The sequence below is a fragment of the Thermus sp. genome (genome assembly GCF_037444525.1).
Classification (GTDB): Bacteria; Deinococcota; Deinococci; order Deinococcales; family Thermaceae; genus Thermus.
This window is the reverse complement of sequence record NZ_JBBIMD010000056.1, coordinates 1-15,317: the sequence shown is the minus strand read 5'-3', so window position 1 is coordinate 15,317 and position 15,317 is coordinate 1. Positions and strand designations below refer to the sequence as shown.

Sequence of the window (15,317 nt, the reverse complement as noted above, 5' to 3'; positions counted from 1 at the left end):
CCTCGGCGATGTGGCCGTAGTAGGCCATGACACCCGTGAGGAAGGCGGCCAGGCCCATGAGGCCCAAGGCTTGCGAGGCCCGCTCATCCCCCCCGCGCGCCAGAACCTGGGGGTGCCACCGCGATCAACCCAAGAATGAAGGCCAAGGAGCGAGGCTCAAAAGGCCTTCTCCAGGACAAGGCGCTTGACCTCGAGGATCAGGGCGTTCGCATCAATCCCCCGGGGGCAAGCCTCGGTGCAGTTGTGGGTGTTGCGGCAACGCCAAAGGCCATCCCTCCCCCCAAGCCAGCCGGCAAGCCGCTCGGAAAAGCCCCGGTCGCGGGTGTCAAATAGGAAGCGGCGGGCCTGGACGATGGCCGCAGGGCCGATGTAGCGCCCGGCAGACCTCCTGGCAGCCCCGATCCTTCACACCGATGCAGGGCTCACAGATCGCGTGGGGCATCCCACACCTCCAGGCTCCCAGGGTAGGCCCCGAAGAGTCCGGAAGGCCATGGCCAGGGTCAAGCCCCTAGCGCCCTCCCAAGCCACAGGGGGAAGGGCCCCCACCGCGGTTTTGGCGGGTAAGGCCCAAGACCAAGGGCGTAGAGGAGCTTCCTAGGGGGAAGCGAGGGGTGCCTTGCCCACCCGCTCCAGCCAGGCAGGGGGCACATAGCTGCACCTGGGCTCGCTGGCCAGGTGGTCCCCAGTCTCCGCCCAGGCCCGGGCCCGGCTCCCCCCGCACACGTAGCGGTACTCGCACACCCCGCACTTGCCTTTTAGGCGGTCCTTGTCCCGAAGCTCTTGGAAGAGGGGACTATTCTGGTATATATCCAGTAGGCTTTGCTCCCGGACGTTGCCCGCATAGAGGGGCAGGAAGCCGGAAGGGGCCACGTCCCCCGTGGCCGAGACGAAGACGAAGCCGTTCCCGTCCGTCACCCCAAGGCGGGAATGCTCCATGCCGTCTTGGAAGTACTCCCTATAAAGGCTTTCCCCCGCAGCCAGGGCACGGTCTTTTGCCCCTTCTTCGGCCCTCCTCTGCAGGACCACCCGGCGGAAGTGGTGGGCCTCCGTGGTCTTCACGTGGAAGGGGTAGGTTTTGGAAACCTTGTAGAGCCAGTGGAGGACCTCCTCAAAGGCCTTGGCGGAAAGCTGCTTGAGGAGAGCCCCCCGGCCCACGGGCACCAGGAAGAAGAGGCTCCAGAGCACCACCCCCATCTCCTTGAGGAGGTCGGGCAGGGCCCGGATCTCAGGCCAGGTGTCCCGGGTCACCGTGGTGTTCACCTGGGTGGGAAGCCCCGCCTCCTTGGCCCAGGCCAGGGCCTTTAAGGTCCGCTCAAAGGTTCCCCTCTCTCCCCGGAAGGCGTCGTGGGTCTCCGGCGAAGCCCCGTCTAGGGAAAGGGCCAGCCGGGTAACCCCGGCTTCCTTTAACCGGGCCACCATCTCCCGGGTGAGGAGGGGGGTGGCCGCGGGGGTGAGGCCCACCTTGAAGCCCAGCTCGCGGGCCCTCCCGATGAGGAGAAAGAGGTCTGCCCGGGCCAAGGGGTCCCCCCCGGTGAGGAGGAGAAGGGGCTTAGGGCGGTAGGTGGCCACCTCCTCTATGAGCCTCAGGCCCTCTTCCGTGGAGAGCTCCCCGGGGAGGGGATGGGGCGCAGCGGAGGCCCGGCAGTGGCGGCAGGCAAGGAGACAGGCGTTGGTAACCTCCCAGGCCACCAGATAGGGGTAACGGGCGAAGTCAGGGCGTTCCATAAGGACGATCCTTTCTCATCCAGGGGCCAAGGGCCATGACCGGGGTCAAGGCCGGAGAGGGGCTCCTCCCCGGCCCAAGCCCCTCAGTAGATGTCGTAGGCGGTGTTGTACACGTTGAACTTGCCCGTGGGCGTGCGCACCCAGTCCCCGGTGATGCGGGCCTTCTCCTTAAGGGTCAGGGCATCGTAGATCACGATGAAGGTGGGGGTGTCCTTGGAGCCCCAGGCGGAAACCCAGATCTCCGTGCCGCCCTTGTTGAACTCGGGGTGGACCATCCGCGCCTTGAGGTCCTGGGCCCCCGGTACCTCCCAGCATTTGGCCACCTCCAGCTTGCGCTTGTCAATGGCGCATAGGCTGGCCGCGGCCTGGGGGCTCGGGCTCATGGGGAAGTCCACAATGACCCAGGGGCTATTGGGGTGGGTCTTGATGAAGAGGGTGCCGGTGTAGGGGAGCTGGATGCGCTTGACCGCCTTCCAGGCGTACTGCGGGTGCTTCTCCGGGTCCACCCCCACCACGGTCACCTCGGGGCTACCGATGTTCCCCGTGGCCCAGACGGGCCCGTAGGTGGGGTGGGTCCAGTTGGAACCCCGGCCCGGGTGGGGCCTGACCCCGGCCTCCACCTCCGCCACGAACTCCCGGGTCTTGGTGTCTATGACGATGAGCTTGTTCACCGCGTTGGCCGCCACGATGAAGTAGCGCTTCAGGGCCCAGCCCCCGTCGTGGAGGAAGCGCTCGGTGTCAATCATGGTGATGGGCAGGGGGCGGCCCTTCTGGCCCAGCTTGGAATAGTCCACCAGCCAGGTCTGGCCGGACTCCTTCAGGTTCACGATCCACTCGGGGTTGAACTGGCTGGCCACGATGGCCGCCACCCGGGCCTCCTGCACGAACTCCCCAGCCCCCTTGGTGTAGGACATGGTGGATACCATCTTGAGGGGCTCGAGGGTCAGCCCGTCCAGGATGACCATGGTGGGGGGCCAGTAGCACCCCACCACCGCGTACTTGTCCTCATAGCCCTTGAACTTGCTGGACTCAATGGAGCGGGCATCCACGCAGGGCTTGGACTCCGCCACCACCCGGGGCGGGTTCATCCAGAGGTCTATGAGGCTGGCCTTACCGTCCCGGCCGATGGCCATGAAGTAGCGCCCGGTGGCAGAGGAGCGCAGGATGTGGGTGGCGAAGCCGGTGGGCACGATGGTCACCAGCTCCTTCTTATCCCCGTCAATGATGGCCACCTGGCCGGTGTCCCGCAGGACCTGGCCGAAGAAGTTCTGCCAGTTGCGGGTGTGCTCGGACTTGGTGGGCCGCTTCTCCGGGGGCACATAGACCTTCCAGGTCTTGCGGATCTCCTCGTAGGAAGGAATGGGCGGGGCCGGGGGTTCCTCCAAGAGGAAGCGGGCCATGAGCTCCGTCTCCTTCTCGCTCAGGATCCCCTGGCGGCCCCAGTCGGGCATACCCCCGGGCAAGCCCCCGAAGATCACCGCCTTTAGGTACTCCACACCCCGCTCGGCCATCTTTTTGGGATCCAACGCCGGCCCCGTGGCCCCCTTGCGGAGCACCCCATGGCAACCCGCGCACCGGTCAAAGAAGATCTGCGCCGCCTGCTCCTTCTCCCCGGGGGAAAGCCCCTGGGCCCAAGCGCCTGCCCAAAGCAAAGCCCCCAAGACCGCCAAGACCGCACCGACCCTCCGCATAGCTTTACCTCCAAAACGAGGATAAAGTAGTCCTAATAGGACATGTGTCCCAAGACAAACGTCCCTACCGCTAAGCACCCTGCATCCAACAATCTTCCCGGGGCTTGGAGGGAAGGCGCGCTGGGCTCTCTTTCTGGGGGCCCCACCGAAGCGCGAGCTTCGGTGTGGTGCTTAAATCCCTCCAGGCCCCCTGGGGCCCGGGGGGCAAGGCAAGGAGGGCCTCAGTGCCCCTTATGAACCTCCTGCGGAACGGGGGCGTAGACCCTAATGATCCCCCGCATGTAGGGGTGGACGCTGCAGATATAGGTGTACTCCCCAGGCTGGGTGAAGGTCACCCGCCAGCGCTCCCCGTGGGCCAGCTTAGGGGAGACAAAGGGCTCAGGGCCCTTCACGTTCACCACCACCGCATCGTGGCGGCCGGTCCTTTCCCCTTCCAGAAGGTCAAACACGTCCTCGTTCACAAACTCCACGGTGGTGCCCACGGGCACCTCCACCACCTTGGGGTAGAAGGAGTTGCCCACCATCTGGATGGTGACGGGCAAGGGGTCCAGCGTCCTCTCCCCTACCGTCACGGGCAAGAGGGCCAGGTCCGGGGCCTGGCGCACGGTGTGCTCGTGGAGAGGGGTGCCGAGGCCATACGGGTCCAGAACGCGCTTGGCCTCCGCCGGTGCCTCCTTAAGGGCCTTGGGGCCTTCCGCTCGCACCTCGGCCACCCGGGGGGCGTCCTTCTTAGCCCGGAGGATGCCCAGGGCCCCCTTGATGGCCGTCCCGAACACGTGGGTCACCAGGGTGTAGTCCCCTTCCACGGGGGGCACCCGCCACTCAATGACTCAGGAGTCCGAAGGCCCCGCCAGGGCGGTCTGGCTTCCCTTCACCACGTTGTCAGGGTTGCCCTGGTAGTACATGTACTCCCAAACGCCACCCACCACGTGGAAGGTGCTGGTCAGGTTGGGGCCCGCGTTCAGGAAGTAGATGCGGATGTAGTCGCCGGGGCGGACGGGGATGGGCTCCTTGACGTAACGGAAGTTCTGCCCGTTGAAGACCACGTAGGTGGGGCGGCCGTCAAAGAAGTCCCGGCCCGAGGCGTACCATTCGCTCTGGACCAGGTAGAGCTTGAGGTCGGGGGCCCGGCCCAGCTCGGCCTCGAGGCGGTACTTCTTCTTGGGTGCCACCACGATCATCCCGTGCTGCCCACCCATGGTGTGGGCCATGATGCCGTGGCCCCCCGGGGCGCAGTGGTACATGAAGACCCCGGGGAAGTCCGCCTGGAAGCGGAAGACCCGCTCTTCCCCCGGCTGAACGTTGCCCAGGAACTTGGAGGTCTGGGTGTTGGCCGCGTGGATGGAAAGGCCATGGGCCACGAAGTCCTCATTCCTCAGAACGATCTCCACCGCATCCCCTTCCTCCACCACCATGAGGGGCCCCGGGCTCATCTCGTTGAAGGAGAAGCCCTTGACGTACACCCCTTGGTCCACGGGGAAAACGCTGGAGTGGGTGGTAAGCTCAAAGCGCTTCACCGCCGCCAGGGCTGGGAGGCTTAGGCTAAGCACCAGAAGGGCCGCGATCCGTTTCCACATCTTTCCTCACCTCCTCGGGAAGTCAAACTCAGACTTCCCTATCCGAGATAAACCCTAGCGCAGAGGGGGCAGGACAGGTATCCTTGTGACATTTGTCCCAAGAAAACCCCCTTTCCAGGCGTTACCCTGGAGGGAGGTTGCGGCGGCTGGCCCTGCTCCTAGGGTTCCTCTTCAGCGGGCTGGGGTTTTGGGAAGCTTCCTGCCCATCTTGCCGGCCGCTCCCTTCTTCCTCCTGGCGGCCTATTTCTTCTCCCGCTCCAGCTCGCGCCTCGAGGCCTGGGTCCTGAACCTTCCCCAGCTACCGGGTGGGGCATCCCCTTTAGGGCCAAGGCCTTGTCCACCCTCCTGGCCCTTTCGGGGGGCTTCCTCAGCCTCCTCCGCCTGCCCCACCCCCTGGCCCAGGCCCTGGTGGTGGGCCTCATCGCCTATGGGGTGAAAAAGGTGCCCACAAAAACCCCCACCGGCCAAGGCCGGTGGGGGTCGTAAGGGAAAGGGCTAGTGCGCGTGCTCCTTCTCGTGGAAGGTGGTCACCACCCACCACATTCCTTGAGGTAGGCAAAGGTAAACCACGCTGCTAAAGGCTATGAGGTACTTCCAGAAGGGGTCCAGGTGGGGAGGAAGGATCATGCCCAAAGCTCCTAGGGCCTGAAGAAGGGCGAAAAGGTAGGAAAAAGCCACGATACCGGGCCTCTCCAACATCCGCCCCAGGGCGTAGAACATGGCGTAGAAGCCCGCGGCCGAGACCATGAGCATGCCGTAGAGCATGAGGTCGCGCACCGCCTCGCTAGTCATGGGCCCCCACCTCCTTGGACACCTGGGCCTGGCCCTTGCCGATGGTGATGAGGTCCCAAAGGAGGACCAGGTAGCTCACCAGAAAAAAGACCCCAAAGACGAAGCGCCAGACCATTCCGTTTTGGAACCAGGGGTGGGTCTGGGCCTCGATGTAGGCCTGCCAGGTGCTCCCACCGATGGCCCGCTCCACCATGGTCTGGGTGAACCCAGCCACGGTCATGGCCGCGCTCATGCCGAAGATGCCCACCACCATGAGGACAAAGGCCCACTTCCAAAGCCTGGAGTCAAACTTAGAGAGCTCGGGCCGGCGCACCTGGTGCAAGGCCATGTAGATCACCGTGAGGATGGCGGTCACGTAGGCCCCGAAAAAGGCCAGGTGGCCGTGGGCAGGAGCAAGCTGGGTCCCGTGGGAGTAGAGGTTGATCTGGGGCAGGGTCTGCATAAAGCCCCAAACCCCAGCCCCGACGAAGTTCCCAAAAGCCTGGGCGATGGCCCAGAAGAGGGCAGGCTGGTTCACGGTCTGCATGCGGTGGACGCCCGCGTCGTACACCGCGTGGACCACCATGGCCACCAAAGGGATGGGCTCCAAGGCGCTGAAGAAGCCCCCAAGGCCAAGCCAGTACTCAGGGGTGCCGATCCAGAAGTAGTGGTGGCCGAGGCCCAGGATGCCGGTGCCGAAGACCAGGGCCACCTCGAGGTAAAGCCAGGTTTCCACGATGCGCCTGGGGGTACCGAGGAGGTGCATCAGGGCCATGGCCATGATGGAGCCCACCAGAACCTCCCAGGTGGCCTCCACCCACAGGTGGACCACCCACCACCAGAAGTACTGGTCCATGGAGATGTTGGGGGTGTAGTGCATCCCCGCGGTGTAGAGGCCGGCCAGGGCCACCAGGTCAAACATGAGGACCGCTGCCACCCCCGTGATCTTTCGGGCCTTAAGGGCCGTGGCCACCACGTTGTAGAGGAAGATGGCCATCACCGCCACAATGCCGATGTCGGCCCACCTGGGAGCTTCTATGTACTCTCGGCCTTCGGTGATGAGCCACAGGGTAAGGGCGTTGCCCGGCCCATACTGGACCAGGAGGTAGACCAAAACCACCACGCCCACCGCGGCGATAAGGGTAAAGAAGGCGAACCGAGCCAGCCGGATGCCCACCACCTCCCGTCCGAGCTCGAGGGGCAAAAACCAGTACACCCCCCCCATGAAGCCCAGAAGGAGCCAGACGATCATGGCGTTCACATGCAGCATCCGGTTGGTCATGAAGTTGAGCTTGCCGTAAAAGAAGTTAGGATCCAGATACTGCCACGCGGCGAGAAGGCCAAAGAGCACCTGGGCCCCAAAGAGGGCCAGGGCCACCCAGAAATACCAAAGGGCGAGCTTCTGCGACTCGTACAGCTTGCCTTGAGGCATGGCCTGCGTCATGCTTCCACCTCCTTACTGCACCCCTGCAAAGCGGTCAGGGAAACCGTTGGTGTCTATGGCCGACATCCACTTGAGTAAGGCCACCAGCGCCCGGGCCTCTTCCTCAGAAAGGTGCAGGTTGGGCATCCTGCGGGCGAAGGTGGGGTAGCGGTCGGGGTGCTGGAGCCACTCAGCCATGGCCTCCTCCTTGGTGGCCTTACCCGTCATGGGCTTGACCATGGTTTCCCACTTGGGGTCTAGCCACGCGCGGGTGAGATCCGGGGCAAAGTACGCCCCGTTGCCTAGAAGGGTGTGGCAGTCCATGCAGTTGCGGCTCTGCAGGGTCATCTTGCCCTTGTTCACCAGGGCGTAGGCCTCAGCCTCGCTCCAAACCCGGCCGAAGAACCCCGTCTCCTCACCGATGACGGGGAGATCGCGCCGTTTTTCGTAGTCTCGCTTAAGGCCGATTTCCCGGTTAATGACCGCGTAAGCGGGCACCCGGGCCGAACCCTCGCGGATCTGGTTCAGGGAATCCACGGTGAGGTAGACCAGGATCCCCGACATGATGAGGCTGCTCACCACCGCAGCGTTGCGCCAGAAACGGGGTTCTAGCCACCCAGAGCCCCGCGAAAGCCATAGGGTCAGCGCCACGGTGGCAAAGAGAGCCCCGATGGTCGTCTCTATCCAGCCGATCTCCACGGCTTTTCACCCCCTTGGGTTTTCACCCGGCCTTAATCTCCGATCCGCCTATCCAAGTAGGCTATGACCTAGATCAAGGGGCAAAAGTCCCTAGCAACCTCTGAAAACTTGGAGTTAAATCACCTATTATAGGGGTTAAGCACCCTTCATTCCAAAAGCTTCCAGAAGCCCACGGTAAGGGCGTGCTATACCCTATTGGGACCCCCGCCCCACCGCAAGGTAGGGGCCCCTAGCGAACCCGCCCCTTCCAAAAGGCCAGGCCCACCAAGCCCTCCCAAAGGGCCAGGACAAGGCCAAGACCATCGGCAGGGGCCGGTCCCCCCCAGGCCCACCCGTAGGGGGTAGGAAGGGGCAGGCCCCAAAGCCGGGTGAGCCCGTACAGGACCGCCAGGAGAAGGGCCAGGACGAGGGAAGCCCACCTAAGCCCCTCCCCAACCCCCCGAGACGCCTCGGGCAAGGCCCAGTGGAGAAAAAGGAGCACATAGCCCACCCCACCTTGAAGGATCAGCCCCACAAGCAGGAGGAGCTCATAGACGAAGGTTTCGGCCTCTCCCCCGTAGGCCCTCCGGCCAAGGCTGGCCAGGAGTTCCCCACAGAACCCCTGGTAGCCCAACGTCGCCCCGAGGCCCTGGAGGTGGACCGGAACCAGGGCCAAGAGGGGGGGGAGCCAAGAGGGCATGCCTTCAGGATACCCATGCTGGATGGGACGTTTGTACTTGACAGGGGGCGCGGGGAGGTCTACGCTATTTCTGGACAAAGATATCTTAGTTTTGGAGGTGGGGCATGCGGAACGTACAGGAAAAAGGGCACTGGCTTCTAGACAACCCCTGGCTTCTCCTTCTCCTCCACACCGCGTTGTTCGTGGGCCTCTACCTGGTGTGGGGGTGGATGGACATCGCCCGCGTGCCTAGGAGCTAGCGGAGGAGCGTATGGCCCTTTGGACGTCACCCAAAAGCTGGCTGGAGGAAAAGGTTGCTCCGGAAGAGCGGGTCTGGCTGATCTTAGCGGCGCTCTTCGCCATCGTCTTCCTCTCGGCCTTCATGGGCCTCTGGCACCTCACGGGTAGCCAGACCACCCACGGGGAGGCCTACCGGGTGGACCCCGCCGCCTACCGGGAGCAAGTGCTGGCCTTCGCCCAACGGCACCAGGTGGGGGAGCTGAACGGAATCCCCGTGGTAGCCCCGCCCCCGGGGGATGTCTACCTGATGGCCCAAACCTTCACCTGGTACCCGGTCCTCAAGCTCAAGAGGGGGGGGACCTACCGGCTCCACGTGGCCTCCTTGGATGTGCCCCACGGGTTTAGCCTTTACCCCCACGAGTGGAGCATCCAGCTCTACCCGGGGTACGAGTGGGTCTACACCTTCACCCCCACCAAGGCGGGGGAGTACGCCCTGGTCTGCAACGACTTCTGCGGTCTTGGCCACCACACCATGGTGGGCCGGATCCTCGTAGAGGAGTAAGGAGGTCCGTATGGCTCTACCCTTGGAACGCACCTGCCCAGCCACGGGTCTAAGGCTTTTCAGCGCGGCGGAGACCCTGGTCAAGTGGAACGCGGTCACGGCGGTGGTCTTTCTCCTCCTGGGCTTCCTCTGGGTTATCCCCACCACCCTAAACCGCGTCCTCGGCCCGGGGGTGGTCTCCCCCAACCTCTACTACCAAGCCACCTTCCTCCACGGCTGGAACATGCTCATCTTCTGGATCCTCTTCTTTGAGGTGGCCCTCCTCTACTTTGCCGCCTCGGCCATCCTCAAAACCCCCCTGGCCTGGCCCGGGCTGGCCTGGACCGGGTTCTGGCTGATGCTGGCCGGGGCCCTCCTCATCAACTACCTGGGCATGGCCCAGCCCCTCACCTTCCTTCCCTTCACGCCTTATGTACCCCTGAAGGCCCCGCCCCTCTTTTACCTGGCCGTGATCCTCTTCGCCGTGGGGGCCATCCTTGGGGTCCTGGTCTTCTTCGGCACCCTCTACCGGGCCTGGAAGGCCAAAAGCTACGGCGCCTCCATGCCCCTGGCGGCCTTCGGGGCCCTCACCGCTGCCATCTTGGCGGTGACCACCCTGCTCTCCGGGGCCATCGCCTTCATCCCCGCCTTCCTCTGGTCCTTGGGCCTTCTCCCTAGCCTGGATCCCCTTTGGTGGCGGCACACCTACTGGGGCTTCGGCCACGGGGCCCAGCAGGTCAATCTGGCGGCCATGGTGACCGTCTGGTACCTCCTGGCGCTCTTCACCGTGGGGGGCACCACCCCCAGCGAGCGCCTGTCGCGGATCGCCTTCTTCCTCTACCTGCTGGGCATCAACCTGGGGTCGGCCCACCACCTCCTCACCGAACCCACAGGGGCCCTTTCCAGCGCCTGGACCTGGGTGAACACGGGCTACCTCATCCACGTGGCGGTCCTGGGGAGCCTGATCCACGCCTTCTCCATCCCCGCGGCCCTGGAGCGGGGCCTAAGGCTTAAGGGGTTTGGCCAGGGTCTCTTCGGCTGGCTTCTCCGGGCCCCCTGGTCTAACCCGGGCTTCTCCGCCCTGGTCCTCTCCGTGCTCCTCTTCGGCTTCCTGGGCGGGATGAGCGGGGTGACCATGGGGTCTTACGACGCCAACCTCAAGTGGCACAACACCCTGGCCGTGGTGGGGCACTTCAAGGGCACGGTGGTGGCGGGAACCAGCCTGGCCTTCATGGGGATCACCTACTACCTGCTCCCTCTCCTCTTCCGGCGGGGGGTGGTCCTCCCTAGGCTGGCGAGCCTCCAGCCCTGGCTCTTCGGCCTGGGCATGGCCCTGCTCTCCCTGACCATGATGCGCCTCGGCGTGGCGTACGGCCTACCCCGGCGCTTCGGGGACACCTTCGGCTTTGGGGGGAGCCCCTTCGCCTTCAGCTACCCCCCTGAGGCCTCCGCGCTCCTGGCCCTCATGGGCATCGGCGGGGCCCTCAGCCTCCTGGGGGGCCTGGCCTTTGTGCTGGTGGCGGTGGGCACTCTCCTCGCCGGCAAACCCTTAAGCGATGAGGAGGTCCGCGCCACCTACGAGGTGCAGGTCCAGGAAGGGGATGCGCACCCCAGGGGGGTTTACACCTTGGCCCTGGTCTTCCTGGGGGTTTTCCTCCTCTACTACCTCTATAACCACTGGTTCCTGTCCACGGCCTGGCCCATCGGGGCCCAGTAGGCCTCCCTCCTCTTTGGGGGTGGCCCTTTTCCCGGGGCCACCCCCCTCTTAGAGTGAAAGGGGATGAAGCCGCGCGCACTCCTCAAACGCGAAGAGTCCTACGCCCTCCACGCCCTTCTACTCCTGGCAGAGGAACCCGGTCTTTCCGCCCAGGAGGTGGCGGAAAAGCTCAAAGCCCCCCCCGCCTTCATGGCCAAGGTGCTGCAGAAGCTGGCCCAAGCTGGGCTGGTGGAAAGCCGGGTGGGGCGAAAAGGTGGGGTCTGGCTCAAGGAGTCCCCGGAGGCCATCAGCCTCCTTCGGGTGATGGAGGCCCTCTCGGGACCGGTGGTCCTGGACCTTTGCGCCACCCTAAGGCGCTGCCCCACAGAGGAGCGGCGGGGGTTTTGCCACCTCAAGCCCAACCTGGTGCGGATGAACCTGGAACTGCGGAAAATCCTGGCTGGCCTCACCCTGGCCGAGCTCTTGCCCCAAAACGCTCCTTGACCTGGGTCATGGCTGTGGGGGGGGCCTCGAGCCACCCTGGGGGCATGGCGCTGGACCTGAAGACCACGGTCAACGAGATCCTGAAGGCCCACCCCGAAGGGGTGGCGCTCCTGAACCGCTTGGGCCTGGACACCTGCTGTGGGGGAAGCCTTCCCCTGGAGGAGGCGGCCCGGGAAGCCGAGCAGGACCCCGAGGAGGTCCTTAAGGCCCTGGAGGCCTTCTTAAAGGAGGCGAGGCCGTGAACCTCCTGGAAAAGGCCCGTTACGGAGCGGTGCGGGGGGTGGAACTCCTGGCCGACCACGCCGAGGTCCGGCTGGTCCTCTTTAGTCTCCAGGAAGGCCAGGAGGTGAAGGGGCGGGGGGAGCCCCGGGTTTTCCTCCTGGCCCTCGAGGGCCAAGGGGTCCTCTGGGCTGGGGAGCGCTCCCTAGACGCCCAGGCGGGAACGCTGCTTATGGCCGAACCGGGAGAGCCCCACGGGGCCAGGGCGGGCCAGGGCCGCTTCCTGGTCCTCGGGATCATCGCCCCCAGGCCATGATCGCCGCCAGCCGCCTGGCCCTCACCACCGCTCTCCTTTGGCTGGCCGCGGCCGGTTTGGTGGGGCTCCTTTTGGGCCTTGGCCTTCTCCCCTACACCTGGCGGCCCGCCCACGCCCACATGAACCTTTTGGGCTTCGTGAGCCTCATGATCTACGGGGTGGCCTACCACGCCCTGCCCCGGTTCCGGGGGGTGGTCTTCCGGAGGCCCGGGGTGGCCCTTTTCCAGGTGGCCCTGGCCAACCTGGCCCTCTTGGGCATGGTCCTGGGCTGGGGGCTGGGCACCACAAGGCTTTGGGGAGGGTTTGCCCTTTTGGAGTACCTGGCCCTCCTCCTCTTCGTCCTCCTCATGCTGGAGGTCCTTTGGCGGTAGGGACACCTGTCCTGGAAAGTCTCCCCTAAGGTGAAGCCATGCAGAAGAGCGCGCCCGTCCCTCTAAGGAGCGTAGCCCTCCCCACGGAGCATGGGGGGTGGGGGTTCACCCTGGAGCCCCTCCTCCTCGCCCTCCTCCTCGCCCCGGGAGCCTCCACTCTGGGGCTCTTCCTCCTTGGGCTTTTCGGCTTCCTGGCCCGGCACCCGTTGAAGCTCGTCTACCAGGACCTAAGGCGGGGCAAGCGCTACCCCCGCACGGCCCTCGCCCTCAAGGTGGCCTCGGGGTACCTGGCCTTAAGCGCCCTGGGGCTCCTCCTCGCCCTCGTCACCGCCCAAGGGCCCTTCCTCCCGCCCCTCCTTCTAGCCCTTCCCTTAGGGGTCTACGCCTTCTGGGCGGACGTGCAAAACCGCGCCCGGGACCTTTTCCCCGAACTCGCCGCGGCCCTCTTCATGGCGAGCCTAGCCCCCGCGGGGGCCCTGGCGGGGGGGCTTGGGGCAGAGGTGGCCTGGAAGGCCTTCCTGGCCCTAGCCCTTAGGGATGTGGCCGCGCTCTACTACGCCCGCACCCAGGTCCTAAGGGCCCGGGGCCAGAACCCCAAGCGCCACCCAGCCCTTCTCGCCCTCCTCTTCGCCGCCCTCTTGGGCCTGGCCCTCCTCCCCTGGACCGTGGGCCTGGCCTTAAGCCTCCTGGCCCTTTACGGCGCCTACGCCCTTTTCCGCCCCCCGGTGCCCGCCCGGGTCATCGGCTGGACGCAGATGGGTTTTGGGCTCCTCGTGGTCCTGGCCACCACCCTGGGCTTTACCTTGGAGGGCCTCCCCACTGCCCTCCTGGGGGTGCCCCTCCTCCACCGCTACCTGGGCTTTGGCCTCATCGCCCTGGCCTTTCTCGCCGGGGGGTACCTTCTTTGGCGGAAGGCAGTGCCCCGGTTTGTGCGCATCCTGGTGGGGCTTTACGACCTCAACGCCCTTTTCGGCCTCCTCTATTTGGCCTTGGGAGGCAAGCTCCTACCCCACCCGGTCCTGGCCCTATTGGGCGTGGTCCTCCTCCACCTGGCCCTGAAACGGCCCCACCCTTGGCCTGCCCTGGGGTTTTGGGGGCTTGGCCTTCTTTTGCTGGTCCGCTAGGAGTCTTGCCTGAGGGGTCTTCTTGGGTCTATAGTTCGTTAAGATTTTCACGATTCTTCCTGCTCGTGCTTACAATCTCCCCCCTTGGTGATCAGCCCCACATCCCACCTACCCCTCGAGGCCCATCCTAGAGGTATGGCGCGAACCCTCCTTTGGCTCTCCGCCCTCCCCCTGGGGATTACCCTCTGGCTCCTCCTGAACCCCCCCACCCCAAGCCGCTGGGCAGCACCTATCCAGGCCCCTCCCGAGCGGTTAGAGGAGGTCTATCAAAGGGCCCACCCCGCGGTGGTCCTGGTCCAAGACAAAGGCGGCGGCCAGGGCACCGCCTTCTTCTACGGTCCCAGGCTCCTCCTCACCGCCTACCACGTGGTGGCGGAAGGGGGGCCCTTTGCCCTCCTCCTCCCGGACCGAAAGGAGGTGACGGCCCGGGTGGTGGGGTTCCACGAGCCCTTTGACCTGGCGGTGCTGGAGAGCGAGGCCCCTTCCGGCCGCTGGCTGCCCCTGGACTTTGCCCGCGCCCCCCGCCCGGGGGAGGCCCTCCTCCACATCGGCAACGGACGGGGCCAGTTCATCGCCCCCCGGTACGGCCGGGTGGTGCGGCTTGGGGTGAGCCCCTCCCCCTTCCTGCCCCAGGGCCTGGTGGAGACCTCCCTCCCCCTGGCCCCCGGGGACTCCGGGGGGCCGGTGCTGAGCGGGGAGGGGAAGGTGGTGGGGGTGGCGGTGGCCATTGGGCAGACGGAAGAAGGGTTCCGGAGCTACCACACCCCCCTCCTGGGCCGGGAAGGGGTGGTGCAGGGGCTGGAGCGGGGGGAGAGGGCCTACTGGCCCTACCTGGGCCTCCGGGGGCCCAGGGCCCTCACCCCGGAGCTGGCCAGGGAGCTGGGCCTCCCCCCCGGGGGGGTGCTGGTGGGGGAGGTGGTGCCGGGCGGGGCCGCGGACCGGGCGGGGCTTAGGGGCCTCGAGGCTGGGGGAATCCCCGACGTGATCCTGGAGGTGAACGGGGTGGCGGTGGGGAGCTTTGAGGACCTCCTCCGGGAGGTGCGCCGCTACCAGGTGGGGGACCGGGTGGTCCTAACCGTGCGCCGGGGCGGGGCGGTCTTCCAGGTGGAGGCCACCCTAAGCCCCTTCCCCGGCCGCTAGGCCCCGATAGGTGGGAAAGCCCAGGCCCTCCGCCAGGAGCACGGCCCGGGCGATGGCCCGGGCCAGGGCGTCCGCGGCGTAGGCCCCAAGGCGCAGGAGGAGGGGAAGCCCCACCCCCCGCCCGTCCCCCAGGGCCAGGGCGAAGACCAGGTCCCCGTCCAGGGGGGTGTGGGCCGGGCGGAGGGCGCGGGCGATCCCGTCCTGGGCCATGATGGCGAGGCGCTTGGCCTGGGCCTTGGTGAGGGGGGCATCGGTGAAGACCGCGGCCAGGGTGGTGTGCCCGCCCAAGAGAAGGGGGTAGCGGTAGTCCTCCGGGTGCCCCCGGTAGCGGGCGAGGTCGGGGAGGAGGGTCCGTTCCTCCTCCAAAAGGCCCTCCGTGTAGAGCCGGCCCGTGAGGGGGTGGAAGGGGCGGCCTAAGCTGTTCACCACCGCCAGGGCCCCCACTCCCACGCCTTCCTCCAGGGCGTAGCCGGCAAAGCCCACCCCGCCCTTCACCCCGCCCGCCAGGGCCCCCGTCCCCGCCCCCACGCTCCCCTCGGCCACCTCCGGCCCCGCCCCCTGGCAGGCGGCGTAGCCCGCATCGGGGCCGGGGGGCCGGAAGACCGCCCCTCGGCCGAGATCG

20 protein-coding genes and 1 pseudogene are annotated in these 15,317 nt (G+C 66.1%); 12 read left to right on the top strand and 9 right to left on the bottom strand.

The annotated features are described in order from the left end of the window. The first annotated feature begins 135 nt into the window (after positions 1 to 135). Positions 136 to 333 (top strand): hypothetical protein, encoded by a 198-nt coding sequence (locus WKI94_RS09305; RefSeq protein WP_337845471.1) that lies wholly within the window; start codon positions 136 to 138, stop codon positions 331 to 333. A gap of 261 nt (positions 334 to 594) precedes the next feature. On the opposite strand, the gene WKI94_RS09300 is transcribed toward WKI94_RS09305, so the two are convergent. The 4 genes from WKI94_RS09300 to WKI94_RS09285 all read right to left on the bottom strand — a co-directional run bounded on the left by WKI94_RS09300 (position 595) and on the right by WKI94_RS09285 (position 4,993). Then, on the bottom strand, positions 595 to 1,725 hold the full coding sequence (locus tag WKI94_RS09300; RefSeq protein ID WP_337845470.1) for a TIGR04053 family radical SAM/SPASM domain-containing protein: 1,131 nt from the start codon (positions 1,723 to 1,725) through the stop codon (positions 595 to 597). An 83-nt stretch (positions 1,726 to 1,808) separates the two neighbouring features. Then, entirely contained in the window at positions 1,809 to 3,416 is a 1,608-nt protein-coding gene (locus tag WKI94_RS09295) for a cytochrome D1 domain-containing protein (RefSeq protein ID WP_337845469.1), read from the bottom strand. 221 nt (positions 3,417 to 3,637) lie between these two features. Continuing rightward, positions 3,638 to 4,231, bottom strand: coding sequence for a plastocyanin/azurin family copper-binding protein (locus WKI94_RS09290; RefSeq protein WP_337845468.1), 594 nt, complete (start codon positions 4,229 to 4,231; stop codon positions 3,638 to 3,640). Positions 4,232 to 4,246: 15 nt separating this feature from the next. Then, positions 4,247 to 4,993: a multicopper oxidase domain-containing protein gene (locus tag WKI94_RS09285; RefSeq protein WP_337845467.1), complete on the bottom strand. Its 747-nt coding sequence runs from the start codon at positions 4,991 to 4,993 to the stop codon at positions 4,247 to 4,249. Between the two features lie 85 nt (positions 4,994 to 5,078). On the opposite strand from WKI94_RS09285, the pseudogene WKI94_RS09280 reads away from it, so the two are divergent. Together WKI94_RS09280 and WKI94_RS09275 are read left to right on the top strand one after the other, a co-directional pair. Continuing rightward, positions 5,079 to 5,234 (top strand): annotated as a pseudogene (locus WKI94_RS09280) (hypothetical protein); the annotation flags it as partial. Positions 5,235 to 5,326: 92 nt separating this feature from the next. Beyond that, positions 5,327 to 5,479, top strand: coding sequence for a hypothetical protein (locus WKI94_RS09275; RefSeq protein ID WP_337845472.1), 153 nt, complete (start codon positions 5,327 to 5,329; stop codon positions 5,477 to 5,479). Positions 5,480 to 5,488: 9 nt separating this feature from the next. Here the strand turns inward: WKI94_RS09275 and WKI94_RS09270 are convergent, their stop codons facing one another. The 4 genes from WKI94_RS09270 to WKI94_RS09255 form a co-directional block, all read right to left on the bottom strand. Further along, the gene (locus WKI94_RS09270) at positions 5,489 to 5,785 is read right to left on the bottom strand and encodes a hypothetical protein (RefSeq protein ID WP_337845466.1); all 297 of its coding nucleotides are present in this window, start codon (positions 5,783 to 5,785) and stop codon (positions 5,489 to 5,491) included. Then, on the bottom strand, positions 5,778 to 7,208 hold the full coding sequence (locus WKI94_RS09265; RefSeq protein ID WP_337845465.1) for a cbb3-type cytochrome c oxidase subunit I: 1,431 nt from the start codon (positions 7,206 to 7,208) through the stop codon (positions 5,778 to 5,780). Before WKI94_RS09265 ends, WKI94_RS09270 begins: the two co-directional genes overlap by 8 nt. A gap of 12 nt (positions 7,209 to 7,220) precedes the next feature. Beyond that, positions 7,221 to 7,886 carry a c-type cytochrome gene (locus tag WKI94_RS09260; protein ID WP_337845464.1) on the bottom strand — a complete coding sequence of 222 codons (666 nt, stop codon included), beginning with the start codon at positions 7,884 to 7,886 and terminating at the stop codon, positions 7,221 to 7,223. 229 nt (positions 7,887 to 8,115) lie between these two features. Further along, entirely contained in the window at positions 8,116 to 8,565 is a 450-nt protein-coding gene (locus WKI94_RS09255) for a hypothetical protein (protein WP_337845463.1), read from the bottom strand. Positions 8,566 to 8,669: 104 nt separating this feature from the next. Here WKI94_RS09255 and WKI94_RS09250 point away from each other — a divergent pair, with 104 nt between their 5' ends. From WKI94_RS09250 to WKI94_RS09210, 9 genes are all read left to right on the top strand, one after another. Further along, positions 8,670 to 8,804, top strand: a complete 135-nt coding sequence (locus tag WKI94_RS09250) for a hypothetical protein (RefSeq protein ID WP_337845462.1) — start codon at positions 8,670 to 8,672, stop codon at positions 8,802 to 8,804. Positions 8,805 to 8,815: 11 nt separating this feature from the next. Then, entirely contained in the window at positions 8,816 to 9,346 is a 531-nt protein-coding gene (locus WKI94_RS09245; RefSeq protein WP_337845461.1) for a hypothetical protein, read from the top strand. Between the two features lie 10 nt (positions 9,347 to 9,356). Further along, entirely contained in the window at positions 9,357 to 11,042 is a 1,686-nt protein-coding gene (locus WKI94_RS09240) for a cbb3-type cytochrome c oxidase subunit I (protein ID WP_337845460.1), read from the top strand. Between the two features lie 63 nt (positions 11,043 to 11,105). Beyond that, positions 11,106 to 11,525, top strand: coding sequence for an Rrf2 family transcriptional regulator (locus WKI94_RS09235; protein WP_337845459.1), 420 nt, complete (start codon positions 11,106 to 11,108; stop codon positions 11,523 to 11,525). Positions 11,526 to 11,569: 44 nt separating this feature from the next. Further along, positions 11,570 to 11,767: a DUF542 domain-containing protein gene (locus WKI94_RS09230; RefSeq protein WP_337845458.1), complete on the top strand. Its 198-nt coding sequence runs from the start codon at positions 11,570 to 11,572 to the stop codon at positions 11,765 to 11,767. Beyond that, positions 11,764 to 12,060 (top strand): AraC family ligand binding domain-containing protein, encoded by a 297-nt coding sequence (locus tag WKI94_RS09225; protein ID WP_337845457.1) that lies wholly within the window; start codon positions 11,764 to 11,766, stop codon positions 12,058 to 12,060. The genes WKI94_RS09230 and WKI94_RS09225 overlap by 4 nt, the downstream gene beginning before the upstream one ends. Continuing rightward, the gene (locus WKI94_RS09220; RefSeq protein WP_337845456.1) at positions 12,057 to 12,431 is read left to right on the top strand and encodes a hypothetical protein; all 375 of its coding nucleotides are present in this window, start codon (positions 12,057 to 12,059) and stop codon (positions 12,429 to 12,431) included. The genes WKI94_RS09225 and WKI94_RS09220 overlap by 4 nt, the downstream gene beginning before the upstream one ends. A 38-nt stretch (positions 12,432 to 12,469) precedes the next feature. Continuing rightward, complete coding sequence (locus WKI94_RS09215) at positions 12,470 to 13,555, top strand: YwiC-like family protein (protein ID WP_337845455.1); 1,086 nt, start codon at positions 12,470 to 12,472, stop codon at positions 13,553 to 13,555. Between the two features lie 135 nt (positions 13,556 to 13,690). Then, positions 13,691 to 14,695, top strand: a complete 1,005-nt coding sequence (locus WKI94_RS09210; RefSeq protein ID WP_337845454.1) for a S1C family serine protease — start codon at positions 13,691 to 13,693, stop codon at positions 14,693 to 14,695. Here WKI94_RS09210 and WKI94_RS09205 read toward each other — a convergent pair. Next, the coding region (locus WKI94_RS09205) for a P1 family peptidase (RefSeq protein WP_337845453.1) at positions 14,672 to 15,317 on the bottom strand (646 nt) is incomplete at its 5' end. The genes WKI94_RS09210 and WKI94_RS09205 overlap by 24 nt on opposite strands.